Raw genomic sequence first — 17845 nt, 5'->3', positions numbered from 1 at the left:
TCCGGTCACCGGTCCGCCCCGTGCCCCGCGACGGGCGCCTCGATCAGCAGCGGCGCGGCCAGGTCCTTGACGGAGGCGACCGCGTCGCGCAGCTCGTCCGCCGAGCCCGCTCGCACCGCGTCGACGCCGAACAGCCGCGCGGCGCTCTGCCAGTCGAGCGCGGGCGGGGCGAGGTCCATGCCGACGTACCGGCCGTGCTCGGCGGAGGCGCCGCCGGTCTGGTCGAGGGTGTCCTTGAGGGTGCGGTACTCGCCGTTGTTCATGATCACGAATGCCGCGGGCACCCCGTACCGCGCCGCGCTCCAGAGGCCCTGCAGGCCGAACATCGAGCATCCGTCGCCGAGCACCGCCACCACGGGGCGGTCCGGGTCCGCCATCCGGGTGCCGACCGCCGCGCCGATGCCCCAGCCGAGGCCGCCGCCGACCGTGTGCACGTAGGAGCCGGGCCTGTCCTGGCGGAGCACCGCGCGCAGCTTCAGCCCGACGGTGATGGCCTCCTCGACGACCACCGCCCCGCCGGGCAGCCCGGCCGCGACGGCGTGGGCGGCGGCACGCGGGTCCGTCGGGGACGCCTCGTACGCCGCGCGTGCGGCCTCCTCCACCTCCCACCTCGCCCGCGCGTGCTCGGCCCCCAGCCGTTCGGCGCGCTCCCGCGCTGCCGGGACGGCTCCGTCGAGGCCGCGGGCGAGCGCCCGGAGCGTCCCGGGCAGATCGCCCGTCAGGCCGTGCCGGACGGCGAAGTTGCGGCCGAGCTCCGCGGGGTCCTCGTCCACCTGCACGATGGCGAGCCCGTCGGGGACGGCAGGGCCGGGGGTGTAGTGGTGCGGCATGAACGCGTGGCAGCCGGCGATCAGAGCCGCGTCGTAGCCGGCGAGCGTCTCGCGGATGGCCGCGTTGCGCGGCGCCAGCATGCCGGCGTAGAGCGGATGCCCGGTGGGGAAGTCGATGCCGTCGTTCATCGGCTGGTGGTGGACGGCCGCGCCGAGCCGCTCCGCGACCGCGACCAGCTCGGCCACCGCGCCCGCCCGCCCCACCCCGTCGCCCGCGATGATCACCGGGCGCTCGGCGCGGGCGAGCAGCGCCGCCGCGTCGCCCGCCTCGGCCGCGCCCGGCCCGGACGCGGGGGAGCGGGCGGGCACCGCGACGTCGGCGTCCTCCTCCAGCAGGTCCATGGGGACCGACACGAGCACGGGCCCCGCCGGGGGCCGCGCCGCGAGGGCGAAGGCGCGCCGGAGCACGATCGGGAGGTCGCGGGCGTGGTGCACCTCCACCGCCTGCTTGGTCGCCGCGGACGCGAGGCCGACCAGGTCGCCCGACAGCATCGGGTCCTGGACGAGGTGGCGGCGGTCCTGCTGGCCCGCCACGAGCACCATCGGGGTCCGGGAGCGCAGCGCGTTCAGCATCCCGATCAGGCCGTTCGCGACGCCCGCGGCGACGTGCAGGCTGACCATGGACGTGCGGCGGGACGCCCGCGCGTGGCCGTCGGCCATCGCCACCACCGACCCCTCCTGCAGCCCCAGGACGTAGCGCAGGTCGGGGGCCTCCGCCAGCGCGTCCATCAGGGGGAGCTCGGTCGTGCCGGGGTTGCCGAAGATCCGCGTCACGCCCTCGTCGCGGGCGATCTCCAGCAGCGCCTCGATCGGCCTCATGCGGGTGCCTCTTTCGTTCCTCGGCGGTCAGTGCTTGGCGGAGCCGCCGTCGACGTTGATCGTCTGGCCGGTGAGGAACCCGCTGCCCTCGTCGCACACGTACAGCAGCGTGGACAGCAGATCGCCCGGCTCCTCGACGGCCCGCACGATCTGCAGGTCGCGGACGCGCTCGAACCCGCCGGCCGCGCCCGTCGTCCGCGCCGCCGTCGCCGTCCGGGTCAGGCCCGGAGCGATCGCGTTCACCGTGATCCCGTAGGGGCCGGCGACGCTCGCCAGAGCCCGGGTGAAGCCGACGAGCCCGGCCTTGGACGTGGTGTAGGCGACGAGGTCGGGCGGCCCGAGGAACACCACCGCGGAGGCGATGTTGACGATCCGCCCCCAGCCGGCCGCCTTCAGGTGGGGCAGAGCCGCCCGCGAGACCAGGAAGGGGCCGTCGAGGTTGACGCGCATGACCCGGCGCCAGTCCTCCAGCGTCGTCTTCTCGAACTCCAGCGGCGGGTAGATCCCGGCGTTGTTCACGACGATGTGCAGGCCGCCGAGGCGGGCGGCGGTCTCCTCCACGGCGGCCTCGACCTCGTCGGGGTCCGTCACGTCCGCCCGCACGGGGTGGAACCGGTCGCCGATCGCGTCCGCGGTGCCGAACAGGTCGGCGAGGTCGAGGCCCGCGACCCGGTGCCCGCGCGCGGCCAGGGCGATCGCGAACTCCCGCCCGAGCCCGCCCGCCGCGCCGGTCACGAGCGCGACCCGCTGTGGTCCGTCGCTCGACGGCGTCTCGCTCATGGACGGCAGCGTGCGCCACCCCCGGGCCGCCGGGCAAGGCGCGGTTTCCACTGGGTGAAACGGCTTCCTTGTGATGGCGTGGCGCGGGTCACATGCTCGCCGCATGTCCGTACGAAAGCCCGCGGCCGTGCCGGCCTCGGAGAACGACAAGGACGCCTTCCCGGCGCGGCGCCCCCGGGCCCGCCGGCCGATCCCCGACGAGGCCGGCGTCGTCGGCGTGCTGATCCTGCTGGTGCTCGGCGTCGGACTGCTCCAGCCGGACTTCCTGCGCGCCGGCAACCTGCTGACGACCGCGCACAACTCCGTCTACGTCGGCCTGATGGCCTGCGGGATGGTGTTCGCGCTGGCGATGCGGGAGGTCGACCTGTCGGTCGGCGGGATGTACGCGATGGGCGTCGTGGCCGGCGCCCTCCTCATCCGGGACGGCTGGAACCCGTGGGCGGCCGCTCTCGCGGTGCTCGCGCTGTCGGCGTTCGTCGGCGCCCTGAACGGCGCCGTCACCACGTATCTGCGGCTCCCCTCGTTCATCGTCACGCTCGCCACGTCGATGCTGCTGCGCGGTGTGGGGCTGGCGCTGGCCGAGGGCAAGCAGATCACCGACCTGCCGCAGGACCACGCGTTCTTCGCCGTGCTGGGCGGCGGCGAGTCGCTCGGCGTCCCGAACGCGGTGTGGGTGTTCGCGCTCGCCGTCGCGGTCCTGACGGTCGTGTTCACGCGGACGCGGTTCGGCGCGCGGGTGCGGGCCATCGGCTCCAACCCCGAGGCGGCCGAGTTCGGCGGGCTGCCCGTCACCCGGACCCGCGTCGCCGCGCTGGCCCTGTCCGGGCTCATGGCGGGCGTCGCGGCCGTCCTCGCCCTGGCGTTCTTCATCGCCGGGGACCCCACCATCGGCCAGGGCTACGAGCTCACGGCCATCGCCGCGGCCATCATCGGCGGCACCCCGCTGAAGGGCGGGACCGGCTCCGTCCTCGGCGCCGCGGCCGGCACCCTCATCCTCGGCGTCGTCACCGCGGCGCTGGTGTTCTTCGAGGTCCCCATCAACTGGACGACCTTCGCGACCGGCGGCGTGATCCTCGTCGCCGTCGGCGCCGCGCCACTGCTGCGCCGCGTCCGTGACCTGCGCTCACCAGGGAGGAACCCATGATCCCGCGTCCCCGCGGGCCCGTCGCGGCGGCCCTCGCCCTCGTGCTCGGCGCCGCCCTCACCGCGTCCTGCGGTGACGGAGGCGGCTCCGGCAAGGGCGAGCGGCTCAGGATGGGCATCGCCGTCGCGAACTACAGCCTGAACTTCGCCCGGGAGATGTACGAGGGCGCCACGGAGGCGTCCAGGCAGGCCGGGAACATCGACTTCAAGGTCGTCGGCCCGCCCAACACCGACGGGCCCGCCGAGCAGCAGCTGTTCCAGAACCTCACCGTCACCCATCCCGACGGGATCGTCCTGGAGAACCTCGACCCGCCCATCTTCACCAGGCCCGCCGCCCAGGCCGTCGACAAGGGCATCCCGATCGTGGCGCTCGACACCGCGCCGACCGACGGCAGCAAGGTCGGCTTCTACGTCGGCAACGACAACTACGAGCTCGGCGGGCTGCTCGCCGAGGCGACGGTGAAGAAGCTCGGCAGGGACGCCAAGGGCACCGTGGTCGTCGGGGTCCCGAACCCCGGGACGCCCGTCCTCGACAGCCGGGCCAGGGGGATCAAGGACACGCTCGCGAAGCTGGCGCCCGGCATCCGCGTCCTCGGCCCGTTCCAGACCTACAGCGACCCGGCGCAGAACTTCGGCGCCTGGCAGTCGCAGGTGAACGCGAACCCGGCCGCGCTGGCGTTCCTCGGCGTGGGCGACGCCGACAGCTACAACCTCGGCCGCCTCAAGGAGCAGCGCAAGGGCAAGTACCTCACCGCCGGCTTCGACGTCGACCCGAAGACCCTGGAGTACATCAGGAAGGGCACCAACTTCGCCGGGGTCGACCCCGAGCACTACCTCAAGGGCTACGTCGCGACCGCGATGCTCATCTCCTCGGTGCGGGAGAAGGACGGCGAACTGCCGGACGGCTGGTTCAAGACGCCGGGCCTCGTCATGGACTCCTCCGACATCGACGAGATCATCAAGCGGCAGCGGTCGGTGCGGGACGCCTACCAGTGGTACAAGCCGCAGCTGGACCGGCTGCTCGCGAGCCCCGGCGCGAGCATGCGCCCGCTCAAGGAGGCCCGCTGAGATGCTGGTCGCCTCCGGCCTGGTCAAGCACTACGGCGGGGTCACCGCCCTCGACGGCGTCGGCATCACCCTGGACGCGGGGGAGGTGCACGCGCTCGTCGGCGAGAACGGCGCCGGCAAGTCCACCCTCGTGAAGATCATCTCCGGGGTGGTGCGGCCCGAGGGCGGCGTCGTCGAGCTGGACGGCGCCCGCGTCCGGTTCGCCGACGCGCGGCAGGCCGCGGCGCAGGGCGTCGCGATCGTGTCGCAGGAGCTGATGACCTACGACGACCTGACCGTGCTGGAGAACCTCTTCCCCTACGGGGCGCCGCGGCGCGGGGGCCTGGTCAGCACGCGGGAGATGCGGCGCCTGGCCGGGCCCGTCCTGGCCGAGCTGGGCCTGGACGTCCCGCCGCACGCCAGGGTCGGCGAACTGCCCCTCGCCGACCGGCAGCTCCTGGAGATCTGCCGGGCGCTGCTGCAGGAACCGCGCGTGCTGATCCTGGACGAGCCCACCTCGGCGCTGCCCCGCGACGCCGCCGCGCGGCTCGCCGCCGTCACCCGGCGGCTGGCCGGGCGGGGCCTGGCCGTCCTGTACATCTCGCACTTCCTGGAGGAGGTGATGCGGGTGGCGACCCGGGTCACCGTCCTGCGGGACGGCCGGGTGGTGCTGCCGGGCGAGCCCGCGGCCGACGTCGGCCTGGACTCCCTGGTCACCGCGATGCTCGGGCAGCCCGCCCGGGACGCGGCAGCCGCGACCGCCGCCCCGCGCCGCCCCGGCGGGGCGGCGGTCGCCCTGACCGGCGTGACCGTGCCCGGCCGGCTGCGCGAGGTCTCCCTCACCGCCGAGGGCGGCGAGATCGTCGGGCTGGCGGGCCTGCAGGGCTCCGGCCACCTGGCCGTGCTGGACGCCGTGTGCGGCCGGGCCCGGCCGTCGTCCGGCACGGTCCGCCTGCCGGGCGGGCGGACGCCCCGGTCCGCCCGGCACGCCGTCACCGCGGGCGTCGCCTACATCTCCGGCGACCGCAAGGGCCGCGGGCTGATGCTCGACAAGCCCCTCTGGGAGAACATCACGTCCGTGAGCTGGCTCGGTCAGGGGCGGGGCGGGCCCATGCCGCGCCGGGCCCGCCTCGTCGAGCGGTCCCGCGGCCACATGGAGCGGCTGCGGGTGCGCGGCGACGTCCTCGACCGGGCGGGGAACCTGTCCGGCGGCAACCAGCAGAAGGCCGTCCTCGCCAAGTGGCTGGACGCCGACCCGGCCGTCCTCGCCCTGGACGACCCGACGCGCGGCGTGGACGTCGGCGCCCGCACCGAACTGCACGACATCGTCCGCGGCCTCGCCGCCGGCGGGAAGGTGGTCCTGATCGCCTCCAGCGACCTGGCCGAGCTGGTGGAGCTGTGCCACCGCGTCGTGGTCCTCCAGCGCGGCCGCATCGTCGACGCCCTGGCGGGCGAGCGGCTCACCGAGCCGGAACTGAGCCTCGCCATGAACGCCGGCTTCGCCGATCCCCTCTAGGCGGTCAGGAGGGGGATGACGGGGGCGAACGCCTCCATGGCCGCGTCCGGGACCTGGTAGTAGGTGAAGCCGAAGCGGTCGCGGCGGGCCAGCATCTGCTCTGCGATGTGCTCGGGCGGGCCCACGAACTGGGACGGCATGTCGAGGACCAGCCCGGCCGACGACGTGCCCCACCCGCGCGTCACCGCGACCTTGGCGGCGGCGCCGCGGGGGTCGGGGCCGAACACGGGCGTCACCATCATGCTCAGCTCGACGTCCCGCCCGTCGGCGGATTCGCGGACCCAGTCGACCTTGCGGGCGATGGTGTCCGGAAGGCGTTCGGAGAGCTCGTCCGAGATCTCCCCCTCGGGCAGGGCGCGGGGGAGGATCCCGACCGTGTCGGCGTGCCGGCCGGCGATGCCGAGCATGCGCCGGCTGCCCGCTCCCACGACGAGCGGCGGCCGCCGCTCCGGGCGCGGGAACACCGTCAGGCCGTCGACCGTGTAGTGCTCCCCGGCGAACGAGGTCTCCTCCCCGCCGAGCAGGCCGCGCAGGATCTGCAGCGACTCCTCCAGCCGCCCGACCCGCGCCCCGGGCCGGTCGAACGGCATCCCCGCGGCCTCGTACTCCTCGCGCAGCCAGCCGGCGCCGAGGCCGAGCTCGAACCGCCCGCCCGACAGGTGGTCGAGCGTCGCGGCCTCCTTGGCGAGCATCACCGGATGCCGGAAGTCGTTGGAGAGGACCATCGTGCCCAGCCGCAGGGCGGTCGTCGCGGACGCGGCGGACGCCAGCGCCACCATGGGTGCGAGCTGGTCGCCGAACGGCTCGGCGACGAAGTGGTCTCGCAAGGTCAGGACGTCGTATCCCAGCTCTTCGGCGCGGCGGGCCGTGGCGGTCAGTTCCGCGCCCGAGCGGATCGACTCGCCCACCACGCCGAAGCGGAAGTTCTTGTGCATGTCCCGAGCGTGCCCCGTGGCGGGGGCGCCTGGCTGGCAGGAATACGACATGAGGTTTCGACCGGCGGAACGGGGCGAGCGGCTCGGTCGCCGTCCGTGCGGCGTAAGGGCGTCACCGACTGCCCCGTTCACGCCGGTCACTTCCAGGCTGCGGCGCGCGGCGCTGTTTTGCAAGCGACAGGCCGTCTACCTGCGGATACGTTGGGAGAGCACTCGTCCCGGCCAGTCGCCGACGGTGAAGGCGGCGTCCGTCTCGAACCCGTTGCTCCGGTAGTACTCCACCAGCCGCCCGTCGTCGCCGCCGTAGCAGTCGACGCGCAGCAGACCGACGCCCATCGCCCCGGCCTCGTCCCTCGCCTTGGCGATCAGCGCGCCGCCGACCCCGCGCCCGGCGAACGCGCGGTCGGTGACCAGGAGGGTGATGTACAGCTCCGGCTCCTCGACCGGGTCCACGTAGTGCGGGGGGCCGGGCGCGACCGCCATGACGCCGGCGGGCCGCCCGCCGATCAGCGCCACCCAGATCTCGTCGTCGCGGGCGATGCCGGCGATCCGCTCGACGCGGCGCGGGTCCTGCGACCACGGCTCGCCGCCCCACTGCCCCGTGCGTCCGTTGGCGGCGAGCCACGCCACCGCGCCGTCCAGCATCGCCGTCATCACCGGCGCGTCGTCCGGCCCGCCCTTGCGGATCTCCATCGCACCTCCCCGTGCGAGGGAGATCCTGGCAGTTCCCGGCCGCCGGCGCGAGGTCCTCAGGAGCCGATGAAGTCTCGGGCGCGGGTGAAGAGACCGAGCGTGATCGAGTGGAGGAGGTCGCCGGTCTCCTTCGGGGCCTTGCCCGCGAAAGCGCGGGCGTGCGTCCCCTCCAGGACGATGCCGAGCTTGAAGCAGGCCAGCACCGCGTACCAGGTGATGGACGAAAGGTCGCGCCCGTCGACGGCGTCCGCGCGCTCCGCGTAGACCTCGACGAGCTCCTCGGCGGTGGGCAGCCCCCCGGCGGCGCCGAGCGGGCCGGCGAGGGCGGCGCTCTGGTCGGCGCGGTCGGGCCAGGTGGCCAGCAGCCAGCCGAGGTCGAGCAGCGGGTCGCCGATCGTGGACATCTCCCAGTCGACGATCGCCGCGACCTCCGGCCCGTCGTAGGAGTACATCAGGTTGGCCAGGTGGTAGTCGCCGTGCATGATCCCCGGGCGCCACGCTTTGGGACGGTGCTCCTCCAACCACCGCGCGACGTCGTCGAGGCCGGGGATGTCCGGCCCTGGGTAGCCGTCCAGCGCGCCGTAGGAGTCGAGTTCGGACAGCCAGCGGCCCACCTGCCGATCCAGGAAGCCCTCTGGCTTGCCGAAGTCGCCGAGCCCGACCGCCTCGTGGTCGACCGCGCCCAAGGCGGAAAGAGCACGCGCCGCGTTCAGCCCCATCTCGCGCCGGACGGACGCGTCCCGCGCGTGCGGTTCGGGCAGCGTGACCGACGCGTTGAAGCCGTCCACCGGGGTCATCAGGTAGAAGACCGCGCCGCCCATGACGGTCTCGTCCGGGCAGGCCGCTATCAGGCGCGGCGCGGGGACGTCGGTCCCGTCGAGCGCCCCCAGCACGCGGGCCTCGCGCCGCAGGACCTCGTTCGTCCTCGCGCGCAGGTGGCCCGGGCCGCGCCTGAGCACGTAGTCGCGGCCGCCCCGCCGGAACCGGACCAGCGTGTTCTGGGTGCCGCCCGCCAGCCGCTCGACGGCGTCGAACGGGCCGCCCGGCAGGCCCCGGCCTTCCATCCACCCGGCCAGGACGTCGAAGTCCACGAGGGCGCGGTCGATCTGCTCAGGCTGCACGGCGGTCCCTTTCCGACGCTCGATGGACCGGAGAGTAACAGTCATGCACTTGCATTACTTACTGAGGTAGATCGATTATCGGGGGACACGGCCGAGGAGGCTCGCCATGGCTTGGGATTTCGAGACCGACCCCGCCTACCAGGAACTTCTCGACTGGGCGGACGCCTTCGTCCGGGACGAGGTCGAACCGCTCGACCTGGTGCTCGGCGACCCCTACGACAAGGCCGACCCCCGCTGCAAGCGGCTCGTGCGCCCCCTCCAGGACCAGGTGCGCGAGAAGGGCCTGTGGGCGTGTCACCTGGGTCCCGAACTGGGCGGCCAGGGGTACGGGCAGGTGAGGCTCGCGCTGCTGAACGAGATCCTCGGCCGTTCCCGCTGGGCGCCGTCGGTGTTCGGATGCCAGGCGCCCGACTCCGGCAACGCCGAGATCATCGCCCATTTCGGCACGCCCGAGCAGAAGGAGCGCTACCTGCGCCCCCTCCTGGACGGCGAGATCTCCTCCTCGTACTCGATGACGGAGCCGCACGGGGGAGCCGACCCGACCCTGTTCACCACGCGCGCCGTCCGCGACGGGGACGGCTGGGTCATCACCGGTGAGAAGTGGTTCTCGTCCAACGCCCGGCACGCGACGTTCCTGATCGTGATGGCCGTGACGAACCCCGACGTCTCCGCCTACGAGGGCATGTCGATGTTCATCGTGCCGGCCGGCGCGCCGGGGCTGGTCACCGTCCGGAACGTGGGCGTCGGCGGCGAGCGCGAGGGCTCCCACGGGTACCTGCGCTACGAGGACGTCCGGGTGCCGGCCGGGAACCTCCTCGGCGAGGAGGGCGGCGCGTTCGCCATCGCCCAGACCCGCCTCGGCGGCGGCCGTGTCCACCACGCCATGCGGACGATCGCGCAGGTCCGCAAGGCGTTCGACATGATGTGCGAGCGCGCGGTCTCCCGCCGGACCCGCTACGGGCCGCTGGCGAAGATGCAGATGACGCAGGAGAAGATCGCCGACAGCTGGATCGAGATCGAGCAGTTCCGGCTGCTCGTGCTGCGCACCGCCTGGCTGATCGACAGGCACCGGGACTACAGGGCCGTCCGGAGGGACATCGCCGCGGTGAAGGCCGCGATGCCGAAGGTCTACCACGACGTCGTCCAGCGGGCGATGCACCTGCACGGCGCGCTCGGCGTGTCGAACGAGATGCCGTTCGCCGCCATGATGATGGGGGCCGAGGCGATGGGCATCGCCGACGGCCCCACCGAGGTCCACAAGATCACCCTGGCCCGGCAGCTGCTGCGCGACGTCGAGCCCGTCGAGGGCCTGTGGCCGTCCGGCCACCTGCCCACCCGCCGGGAGGCGGCCCGCGAGCGGTTCGCCGAGGCCCTGGAGCATGCGATCGGCAATGAGTGACACACGGGAACGACTGCTGGACGCCGCCGAGGCCCTCTACGCCGCTCGCGGCGTGGACGCCGTCAGCCTCCGGGAGATCCTCCAGGAGGCCGGCGCCCGCAACGCCACGGCCGTCCAGTACCACTTCGGGGACCGCGCCGGGATCCTGCGCGCGATCTTCGCCCGGCACGCCCCGGAGGTCGAGGCCCGCCGGCACGCCCTGCTCGACGCCTACGAGGACGGCGAGCGGGGCGTCCGCCCCCTGGCCGCGGCGCTCGTCCGGCCCCTGGCGGCCCGCCTGGCCGACGACTCGGGCCGCGCCTACCTGCAGATCTGGGCGGACGTGCTGAACCGCCCCGACCCCGTCGTGCCCGTGGCCGTCCTGGACGATCCCCGCGACAGCCTCTGCCGCTGGCGGACCCTCGTGGAGCCCCTTCTGGAGGAGGACGCGGCCCGGCTCCACCGCCGCTTCACCGCCATCCTCTGCGCCGCGATCGAACTGGCCCGCCGCGCCCGCTCCGGCCCCCGCACCGACGACCGCCTGTTCACCAGCTACCTGGTCGACGTCGTCGCGGCGATCCTCGGCGCCCCCGTCTCCGCGGAGACCCGGCGCCTCGCCGCCGAACGCGACGCCGCCCGCCGCTGACCGCCGGTGGTCGGGTCGCATTCGTCCAAGACGGGAGGATCGGCTCCCCGCAGACTGGGCATCCAGACCTCAGGGAGGACGAGATGACCAGCGAGATCCGCCGCACCTTCTACCCGTTGATCCGGGCCGCCGAGCCGGCCAGGACGCTCGAATGGCTGGAGAAGGCGTTCGGCTTCGAACCCGTGGAGGTCCACAAGGACGGCGAGGGCGCGATCGTCCACGCCGAGATGCGCTACGACACCGGCCTCATCATGTTCGGGGCCGCCGCCACCGCCAGGGCGGCCGTCTACGTCGCCGTCGACGACCCGGACGCCCACCACGACCGCGCGAAGGCCGCCGGCGCCGAGATCTTCCGCGAGTTGACCGACCAGGACTACGGCTCCCGCGACTACGCGGCCCGCGACCCCGACGGCAACGAGTGGTACTTCGGCACCTACCGCCCCTGACCTCGCCGCGCCCTCACCGGGCGGCCGCCCGCCGCCGGCCCCAGCATCGGCCCGTGGACCCTGTCGAACGCCGCCGGGCGAGGGCGTTGAGCAATTCCGTGTCGGACGGTATCGCTCAGCTCTCCGGCACTGACACCTCGTGTCGAGATCTGCCGAGATCCGTTGGACGGGGCAGTTCCTCCGCGCTCTGAACTGCGAGGATGCCCGGCCCCGCCTCGCCATTTTTCCGGCAATTTTCGGCAGCCCAGGAATGAAATCAGTCGCCGTCCTCGACGTCGCCTCGATGATGCTCAGCGCCCGCACGGCCGGCAGTCCTCCCGTCCGGAATAATGAACGGCCGCCGCGGCGGCCCGGTGCTACGGTGCGGGGGCCGGCCGCGGGACTTCGGTGCGACTTCCGGAACTTGCCTCTCAAGCGATGCTTCGCTGTTCGCGCCCCCATTCCCCGGCCGGCGCCTTCGACCGACCGGGGGAGTGATGAGCGAGACGTTCGCCGACCTCGTCGCGTGCGAGGACGTGCTGATGTTCGTCAACGCCGCGATCACGTCCACCGGGCAGCGGGAATTCCACCATGGCTCGGGGGAGCAGCGGCTCAGCCTGGAGTTCCTGCACGAGTACATGCTGGAGAACTACCGCGACATGTACGCGGCGGTGCTCGCGCTGGACGTCAACGACCACAATGCGGCGATCATCATCCGCAACCTGCTGGTGCGGGCGGGCGACGTGGGCGTGGAGCGGCGGCGCGGCGAGGGGCGCCTGATCGCGCGGCGGCTGGAGCGGCTGCCGCCGCAGCGGGTGTACCGGCTGTTCCGCGACCTGCGGCGGCTCGGCGTGAACAACCGGCGGACGCGCGCCGTCATCCGCGACTGGATAGCGGGCCGCCGCGACCCGGCGTTCGACTCCGTCAAGTACCGGACGGCGGTGAAGGACGCGGTGCGCCACGCGCACCTGCGGCTCGGCGGGGAGCAGCCCGCGTTCCTGTTCGCGCCGTCCGGCGTGAAGGCGTTCCGGACGCCCCTCTACGAGCAGTGGCGTCGGGCGCACTACGAGCAGGCCGCGATCTACGAGCTTCCGTACACGGTCGCGGAGGGGTTCGCCGCCAAGCACGGGATCCCGCGCGAGGTCTTCCTGGAGAAGATCCAGCACAGGATGACGCGGCTGGAGCGGCTGCGCCTGCAGGAGAGCGCGCGGGAGGCCGGGGTCGAGGCCGTGCGGGCCGACCTGGGCGAGATGCCGCTGACGAGGCTCGCGTCCTACGTGCTGGCGTTGCCGTTGGACGACCGGGCCCGGCGGCGGGCCGAACTGTCCGAGGCCCTGCGCACCGCCGCGCGGCGCGTGGCCGGGTCCGCGCGCGGCTCCTGGGGACGGGTCACGGCCGTGCTGGACGACAGCTACTCCTCGCTGGGCTCGGGAGAGAAGCGCAGGCGCCCGCTGGCGGTCGCGCTCGCCGCGCACCACCTGCTGGAGGCGCTCGCGAAGGAGTACACGCCGCTGTGGACGTCGGGACGCACCGACGAGCTGCTGGTGTACCCGTCCGGCCCGACGCCGCTCGGCCGTCGGATCATCGACGCGCTGGGGACCGGGCCCGAACGGCTCCTCATCGTCTCCGACGGCTGGGACAACGCGCCGCCCGGGCTCGCCGCGGACGTCCTGCGCGTCTGGCGTACGCGCCTTGACCCCGGGCACCGCCGCGCCCCGGGGCAGCGGGTCATGATCGTGCACCTGAACCCGGTCTACGACGCGGACGACTTCGACGTGCGGCGGCTGGCGCCGGGCGTGCCGACCGCGGGCGTACGCGACGCCGAGGACCTGCCGGCGCTGGTCGAGCTGGCCCGGTTCGCCGAGGGGCGCGTCGGCCTGCCGAAGCTGCGGGCGCACCTGGCCGACCGGTCCGCGCGCTTCCTCGGGGACCGCGCATGACGATCACGCTGGACGGGCTGGAGACCAGGCCCGCGCAGGTGTGGGGCTCGGTCAGGCTCGTCCCCCTCGTCCGGGACGAGCCCGTGCCCCATCTGCGGCTGCACCGGAAGGCGTTCGAGGAGCCGGTGACGGTCGTGGACGTGGGCGACGCCGCTTACGTCTCGTTCGTCCCCCACGCCTTCGTCGCGACGTGGAGCGACGGCGACCAGGCGCAGGCGGCCTCGTACGGGGCGCGCCTCCTGGAGCGCGACACCCGGGCCGCCCCGCCGCGCATGCCCGTGCGGTTCACGCGGCGGATGGCCAGGAAGGCGGGCAGGGACCGGCTCCGCTTCCTTCCCCTGCACCTGGCCGTGGAGGGCTATCTGGCGCTGCACTTCGGCGGCCCGGAGATCGCCTGGGAGGAGTGGTCGCGCAGGGCGGTCAGGCACGGGCTGTCGCCGCGCTGCGAGGAGTCCTACCTCGGCGGGCGGGTGCGCGGCCTGGAGGACGCGCTGCGGATCTTCGAGATCCATCCCGGGCAGTGCGGGGTGCTGGTGTACGTCGCCGACGCCCTGGCGAGCGCGTTCGCCGTGCCGCACCCCGACGACTACCGGGCGCTGCACCCGACCCTGGTCGAGGACCTCTTCGGCGAGCTGATCTACATGTACGGCCTGCTGGGCGCGCCGGCGGGCGACCTGTCCGCGCCGATCGACCCCGCCGGGATCAGGACGCTCGGCGACCTGCGCGCCGCGGCGGAGACGCGCGAGGCCGAGTGGGCGGCCTTCCACGACGAGGTCATGGCCGCGCGGCTCTTCGACGAGGACGGGACGCGCCGGGCGGTGCAGTCGCTGCGCGGGTTCGAACTGGCGCGGTTCCTGCCCTCGTTCACGCTGGGAAGGGAGAACCACATCGGCGAGGTCATCACCGGCGGGGACGGGGAGGTCGCCTACCTCAAGTCGTTCCGGCTCTCGGAGGCGCAGGTCAGGCGCGGGTACCTGCTCAGGCGGCTGGCCGAGCACGACTGGCGGCTGGGCGCCGCCGCCGCCGCTCTCGGCGCCGACAGGGCGGGCTTGGCGCTGCGCCTGGAACGGGCGGGGTTCGGCTACCTGCTGCGGCAGGACGTCCTCGACCACTTCCGGGCGCAGCGGCGCGCTACCTGAGGCCCGCGAACAGGTCGTCCTCCCGGTTCGGTGCCTCCACCCGGCTGAAGTGGCGGATGAACGCCTCCGACGAGAACGCCGCCTTCTGCATCTCCTCCGGCAGCTTCAGGAAGAAGATGTTCTCGCCCTGGCTGGCGTGCGCCAGCAGCGCGTCGCGCTTGGCCTCGAAGTGGGCGGAGACGTCCAGCGCGCTGGTGATCAGCTCGTCGGGGGTGCCGAAGTCGTCGGGCGGCTCGAAGCCGAGGTCCATGCCCGCGGCCCGGGCGGCCTCGAACATCTGCTTGACGCCCGACCGCGGGATGGCCGTGTAGTAGACCTTGTCGGGGATGCCGGTCCGCTCGGCGGCGGCGAGCGCGATCCGGTGGGCCTGGATGTGGTCGGGGTGCCCGTAGCCGCCGTTCTCGTCGTAGGTCACGACCACCTGCGGCCGGTAGCGCTCCATCAGCGCGGCGAGCCGCCCGGCGGACTTCTCCAGCGGCACGTTCGCGAACGCCGCCGGGTCGTCGTTGGTGGACCAGCCGTCCATGCCGGAGTCCTGGTAGCCGAGCAGTTCCAGATGGCCGATGTCGAGCAGGGCGGCCGACTCGCGGAGCTCGGCCAGCCGGCGCCGCGCCACCCCTTCGGCGTCGTGGCCGGGCTCGCCGGGTTTCACGCCGCCGTCGTCGTCGCCCTGCTCGCCGTTGGTGCAGGTGACCAGGACCGTGCGGACGCCCTCGGCCGCGCTGCGGGCGAGCAGCCCCCCGGTTCCCAGCACCTCGTCGTCGGGGTGGGCGTGGACGGCCATCAGCGTGAGTTCTTGCGTCATCTGGAGACTCCTCGGCAGGTTCGGCCGTCCACTCTATGTGCCGGGTGCGACAGTCGATCAGGTCTGCGAGGTGGACTCGGCCCCCGACAGGTCGGCGGCGGTCAGCGGGTGCGCTGGCGCGTCGAAGGGGAACTCCGAGGACGCCTCCGTGCCGTCCAGCATGAGCAGCTCGCCGGGGTCGAGGAGCCGCCAGCCGGGGTCGTCGTCCAGGCGCTCGCTGGCGAGGACGCAGGCGGGCGTCGGCTCCCGGTGGGCGGCCACCTTCACCCGGCCCTGTTCGCTGCCGGCGCCGAGATGGCGTTCCGTGCCCGGCTCGCTCAGGTCCGGCGTGGTGACCCACAGCTCGTGGGCGTCCGGGTAGCGCAGTGCCCACAGCCGCCCCGACTCCGCCATCAGGATGTTCAACGCGAAGATCGGCAACTCGGCGGCGATGCGCCGGACGGCCGCGATCAGCCCGGACGCGGTGTCGCCCTGCCGGCGGATCTCCGCGGTGATGTACGCGAACACGAACTCCGAGTCGGTCTGCCCCTGGATCAGCGCCCGGTCCACGTCCGTGAGCCACGAGTCGAGGACGTCGACCCCCCGCACCACCCCGTTGTGGGCGAACAGCCGGTCGTCCATGACGAAGGGGTGGGAGTTGTGGACGTCGGGGGCGCCGGTCGAGGCGTACCGGACATGGGAGATGAAGGTGTGCGACACCACGTGCCGCGCCTCGGAGTTGAAGTCGGCGTCCCGGAACGCGGCGACGGGGGCGCGGTCGCGGACGGGCTCCCCGCCGAGCGAGAACCAGCCGAGGCCCGTCCCGTCCGGCATGCGGCGGCTCTGGGAGCGCAGGCTGTCGGGAGCGTCCAGCAGCCAGAAGGTGGCGCGGACGCGCGGTCCTCCCGTGGTCATCCCGAACAAGCGGCACATACAGGGACGATGCCCGCATGGCGGCGGCCTAAGACCGCGCACGGTCATGCGCACGGCAAAGCGCCTTCGACTGGCGGTCCCGGATGCCGTACGGTCCGGGTATGGGGTCGCCGGTGGTTCTGCTGGACGTCGATGGCGTGCTCAACCCGTTCGAGCGGCCGCACAGCGGCTTCGAGCGGCACGAGTGCTCGCCGAATGGCGTGACGTACAAGTTGTGGCTCTATCCCGGGCACGGCGCGTCGCTGCTCGACCTGGCGGCGTCCACGGGCGCCGAGCTGGCCTGGGCGAGCTACTGGGGCCACAACGCCAACGTGTGGATCAGTCCCCGCATCGGGCTTCCGGAGCTGCCGTTCGTGCCGATCCCGCGGTTCCCCGGCATCACGGAGGGGCGCACGCTGGGCGCCTGGAAGGCCCGGCACGTGGCCGCGTGGGCGCAGGACCGGCCGTTCGTCTGGTTCGAGGACGAGCCGGACGCGACCGACTGCATCGCGGGGGAGCCGGACGTCGCCGACCACCTCCTCGTGGAGATCGACCCGCTGACCGGCCTGACCGACGACCACGTCGAGTCCGCCGCGGCCTGGCTGCGCGCCCGCTCCGGGTGAGAGCGGGCCCGGGCGGCCCGAGGTTCCATTCGTCCAAGACGCCCCTTCCGAGGGCCTCCTAGCGTTGGGGAGGGCAACGAAGGGAGCCGACTATGCCGAGATCACCGCTGATGGACCTGGCCTTCGGGTTCATGCCGGCGCAGATCATCCACGTGGCCACCGAGATCGGGGTGGCGGACGCCTTCGCCGAGGGCAGGCCGAGCACGAGCGCCGAGTTGGCGGAGGCGACCGGCGCCCACGCGCCGTCCCTGCACCGGCTGCTGCGCGGCCTCACCGGCCTCGGCGTCGTGGAGCAGAAGGAGCCGGACCTGTTCGCGCTGACGCAGGAGGGGCGGCGGCTGCGCGCGGACGCCCCCGACTCGGTCCGCTCGCTGATCAGGCTGTTCTGCGGCCCCCAGGTGTGGCGGACGTGGGGCGACATGGCCGAGACGGTGCGCACGGGCGAGTACGCGTGGGAACGGGTGACGGGCAGTACGCCGTTCGAGTACTTCGCGTCGGACGCCGAGCTGTCGGAGACGTTCAACCGGGCGATGGCCGAGCACACCCGCGACGTCGCCCCGGCGGTCGTCGAGGCCCACGACTTCGGCCGCTACGGGACGGTCGCCGACCTCGGCGGCGGGGACGGCACGCTGCTCGCCGCGATCCTGCGGGCCCACCCCGGCCTGCGCGGCGTCCTTTTCGACCTGCCGACGGGGCTGGCCGCCGCCGCCGGCCCGCTGGCCGACGTCGCCGACCGGGCCGAGATCGTGCCGGGCGACTTCTTCGAGGCCGTTCCGCCCGGTGCGGACGCCTACGTGCTCAAGAGCGTCATCCACGACTGGCACGACGCGAAGGCCACCGCCATCCTGCGCAACTGCCGGGCCGCGATGGGCCCGGACGCCCGCGTGCTCCTGCTGGAGCAGGTCATGCCGGAGACGGTCACGCCGGGCTCGGCGGGGATCGTGAACAACGACCTCAACATGCTCGTGGCGACGGGCGGCCGGGAACGCACCGAGGCCGAGTTCCGGGAGCTGCTGGCCGGCGCGGGGCTCGCGGTCGTCTCGCTGACCGGGCCGCTGGGAGAGTCCGCCTACCACGTCATCGAGGCGGAAATCGCGGACTAGCCCTGTGTCAG

17 protein-coding genes are annotated in these 17845 nt (G+C 73.5%); 10 read left to right on the top strand and 7 right to left on the bottom strand.

Annotation, left to right across the window (positions count from 1 at the left end; all coding sequences use genetic code 11):
- Nucleotides 1-5: 5 nt before the first annotated feature.
- Entirely contained in the window at nt 6-1649 is a 1644-nt protein-coding gene (locus ACQEU6_RS11685) for a thiamine pyrophosphate-binding protein (RefSeq protein WP_499331393.1), read from the bottom strand.
- A gap of 27 nt (nt 1650-1676) precedes the next feature.
- On the bottom strand, nt 1677-2429 hold the full coding sequence (locus ACQEU6_RS11680) for an SDR family NAD(P)-dependent oxidoreductase (protein ID WP_499331391.1): 753 nt from the start codon (nt 2427-2429) through the stop codon (nt 1677-1679).
- Nucleotides 2430-2532: 103 nt separating this feature from the next.
- Between ACQEU6_RS11680 and ACQEU6_RS11675 the strand changes: the two genes are divergently transcribed.
- Genes ACQEU6_RS11675 through ACQEU6_RS11665 form a run of 3 tightly spaced genes read left to right on the top strand, consistent with a single transcriptional unit; the run spans nt 2533 to nt 6135 of the window.
- The gene (locus tag ACQEU6_RS11675; protein ID WP_499331390.1) at nt 2533-3573 is read left to right on the top strand and encodes an ABC transporter permease; all 1041 of its coding nucleotides are present in this window, start codon (nt 2533-2535) and stop codon (nt 3571-3573) included.
- Complete coding sequence (locus ACQEU6_RS11670; protein ID WP_499331388.1) at nt 3570-4640, top strand: sugar ABC transporter substrate-binding protein; 1071 nt, start codon at nt 3570-3572, stop codon at nt 4638-4640. Before ACQEU6_RS11675 ends, ACQEU6_RS11670 begins: the two co-directional genes overlap by 4 nt.
- A 1-nt stretch (nt 4641) precedes the next feature.
- Nucleotides 4642-6135, top strand: a complete 1494-nt coding sequence (locus ACQEU6_RS11665; protein WP_499331387.1) for a sugar ABC transporter ATP-binding protein — start codon at nt 4642-4644, stop codon at nt 6133-6135.
- Here ACQEU6_RS11665 and ACQEU6_RS11660 read toward each other — a convergent pair.
- The 3 genes from ACQEU6_RS11660 to ACQEU6_RS11650 form a co-directional block, all read right to left on the bottom strand.
- A complete protein-coding gene (locus ACQEU6_RS11660) occupies nt 6132-7070 on the bottom strand; it encodes a TIGR03621 family F420-dependent LLM class oxidoreductase (protein ID WP_499331385.1) in 939 nt (312 codons plus the stop codon). The two genes, ACQEU6_RS11665 and ACQEU6_RS11660, sit on opposite strands and share 4 nt — an antisense overlap.
- Before the next feature lie 186 nt (nt 7071-7256).
- Complete coding sequence (locus ACQEU6_RS11655) at nt 7257-7763, bottom strand: GNAT family N-acetyltransferase (RefSeq protein ID WP_499331384.1); 507 nt, start codon at nt 7761-7763, stop codon at nt 7257-7259.
- A 56-nt stretch (nt 7764-7819) separates the two neighbouring features.
- Nucleotides 7820-8884: a phosphotransferase family protein gene (locus tag ACQEU6_RS11650; RefSeq protein ID WP_499331382.1), complete on the bottom strand. Its 1065-nt coding sequence runs from the start codon at nt 8882-8884 to the stop codon at nt 7820-7822.
- A 106-nt stretch (nt 8885-8990) separates the two neighbouring features.
- On the opposite strand from ACQEU6_RS11650, the gene ACQEU6_RS11645 reads away from it, so the two are divergent.
- The 5 genes from ACQEU6_RS11645 (at nt 8991) to ACQEU6_RS11625 (ending at nt 14412) form a co-directional block, all read left to right on the top strand.
- Complete coding sequence (locus tag ACQEU6_RS11645) at nt 8991-10283, top strand: acyl-CoA dehydrogenase family protein (RefSeq protein ID WP_499331381.1); 1293 nt, start codon at nt 8991-8993, stop codon at nt 10281-10283.
- Nucleotides 10276-10908 carry a TetR/AcrR family transcriptional regulator gene (locus ACQEU6_RS11640; protein ID WP_499331379.1) on the top strand — a complete coding sequence of 211 codons (633 nt, stop codon included), beginning with the start codon at nt 10276-10278 and terminating at the stop codon, nt 10906-10908. Before ACQEU6_RS11645 ends, ACQEU6_RS11640 begins: the two co-directional genes overlap by 8 nt.
- An 83-nt stretch (nt 10909-10991) precedes the next feature.
- Nucleotides 10992-11354: a VOC family protein gene (locus ACQEU6_RS11635; protein WP_499331377.1), complete on the top strand. Its 363-nt coding sequence runs from the start codon at nt 10992-10994 to the stop codon at nt 11352-11354.
- A gap of 476 nt (nt 11355-11830) precedes the next feature.
- Nucleotides 11831-13273 carry a hypothetical protein gene (locus ACQEU6_RS11630; RefSeq protein WP_499331375.1) on the top strand — a complete coding sequence of 481 codons (1443 nt, stop codon included), beginning with the start codon at nt 11831-11833 and terminating at the stop codon, nt 13271-13273.
- The gene (locus ACQEU6_RS11625) at nt 13270-14412 is read left to right on the top strand and encodes an ARPP-2 domain-containing protein (protein WP_499331374.1); all 1143 of its coding nucleotides are present in this window, start codon (nt 13270-13272) and stop codon (nt 14410-14412) included. Before ACQEU6_RS11630 ends, ACQEU6_RS11625 begins: the two co-directional genes overlap by 4 nt.
- Here the strand turns inward: ACQEU6_RS11625 and ACQEU6_RS11620 are convergent.
- Together ACQEU6_RS11620 and ACQEU6_RS11615 are read right to left on the bottom strand one after the other, a co-directional pair.
- Complete coding sequence (locus ACQEU6_RS11620) at nt 14405-15217, bottom strand: PIG-L family deacetylase (protein ID WP_499331372.1); 813 nt, start codon at nt 15215-15217, stop codon at nt 14405-14407. The two genes, ACQEU6_RS11625 and ACQEU6_RS11620, sit on opposite strands and share 8 nt — an antisense overlap.
- 57 nt (nt 15218-15274) lie before the next feature.
- Nucleotides 15275-16129, bottom strand: coding sequence for a class II glutamine amidotransferase (locus ACQEU6_RS11615; RefSeq protein ID WP_499331371.1), 855 nt, complete (start codon nt 16127-16129; stop codon nt 15275-15277).
- 101 nt (nt 16130-16230) lie between these two features.
- Here ACQEU6_RS11615 and ACQEU6_RS11610 point away from each other — a divergent pair, with 101 nt between their 5' ends.
- Nucleotides 16231-16731, top strand: coding sequence for an HAD domain-containing protein (locus tag ACQEU6_RS11610; RefSeq protein WP_499331370.1), 501 nt, complete (start codon nt 16231-16233; stop codon nt 16729-16731).
- A 92-nt stretch (nt 16732-16823) separates the two neighbouring features.
- Nucleotides 16824-17834 (top strand): methyltransferase, encoded by a 1011-nt coding sequence (locus tag ACQEU6_RS11605; protein ID WP_499331368.1) that lies wholly within the window; start codon nt 16824-16826, stop codon nt 17832-17834.
- The last annotated feature ends 11 nt before the right edge of the window (nt 17835-17845 follow it).

Source organism: Spirillospora sp. CA-108201, from assembly GCF_050936235.1.
Classification (GTDB): domain Bacteria; phylum Actinomycetota; class Actinomycetes; order Streptosporangiales; family Streptosporangiaceae; genus Spirillospora.
This window is presented reverse-complemented; position numbering and strand designations above follow the sequence as displayed.

Coding starts and splice junctions, on each gene's coding strand:
- ACQEU6_RS11685 (WP_499331393.1), bottom strand. CDS start 1,649: ATGAGGCCGATCGAGGCGCTGCTGGAGATCGCCCGCGACGAGGGCGTG.
- ACQEU6_RS11680 (WP_499331391.1), bottom strand. CDS start 2,429: ATGAGCGAGACGCCGTCGAGCGACGGACCACAGCGGGTCGCGCTCGTG.
- ACQEU6_RS11675 (WP_499331390.1), top strand. CDS start 2,533: ATGTCCGTACGAAAGCCCGCGGCCGTGCCGGCCTCGGAGAACGACAAG.
- ACQEU6_RS11670 (WP_499331388.1), top strand. CDS start 3,570: ATGATCCCGCGTCCCCGCGGGCCCGTCGCGGCGGCCCTCGCCCTCGTG.
- ACQEU6_RS11665 (WP_499331387.1), top strand. CDS start 4,642: ATGCTGGTCGCCTCCGGCCTGGTCAAGCACTACGGCGGGGTCACCGCC.
- ACQEU6_RS11660 (WP_499331385.1), bottom strand. CDS start 7,070: ATGCACAAGAACTTCCGCTTCGGCGTGGTGGGCGAGTCGATCCGCTCG.
- ACQEU6_RS11655 (WP_499331384.1), bottom strand. CDS start 7,763: ATGGAGATCCGCAAGGGCGGGCCGGACGACGCGCCGGTGATGACGGCG.
- ACQEU6_RS11645 (WP_499331381.1), top strand. CDS start 8,991: ATGGCTTGGGATTTCGAGACCGACCCCGCCTACCAGGAACTTCTCGAC.
- ACQEU6_RS11640 (WP_499331379.1), top strand. CDS start 10,276: ATGAGTGACACACGGGAACGACTGCTGGACGCCGCCGAGGCCCTCTAC.
- ACQEU6_RS11635 (WP_499331377.1), top strand. CDS start 10,992: ATGACCAGCGAGATCCGCCGCACCTTCTACCCGTTGATCCGGGCCGCC.
- ACQEU6_RS11630 (WP_499331375.1), top strand. CDS start 11,831: ATGAGCGAGACGTTCGCCGACCTCGTCGCGTGCGAGGACGTGCTGATG.
- ACQEU6_RS11625 (WP_499331374.1), top strand. CDS start 13,270: ATGACGATCACGCTGGACGGGCTGGAGACCAGGCCCGCGCAGGTGTGG.
- ACQEU6_RS11620 (WP_499331372.1), bottom strand. CDS start 15,217: ATGACGCAAGAACTCACGCTGATGGCCGTCCACGCCCACCCCGACGAC.
- ACQEU6_RS11615 (WP_499331371.1), bottom strand. CDS start 16,129: ATGTGCCGCTTGTTCGGGATGACCACGGGAGGACCGCGCGTCCGCGCC.
- ACQEU6_RS11610 (WP_499331370.1), top strand. CDS start 16,231: ATGGGGTCGCCGGTGGTTCTGCTGGACGTCGATGGCGTGCTCAACCCG.
- ACQEU6_RS11605 (WP_499331368.1), top strand. CDS start 16,824: ATGCCGAGATCACCGCTGATGGACCTGGCCTTCGGGTTCATGCCGGCG.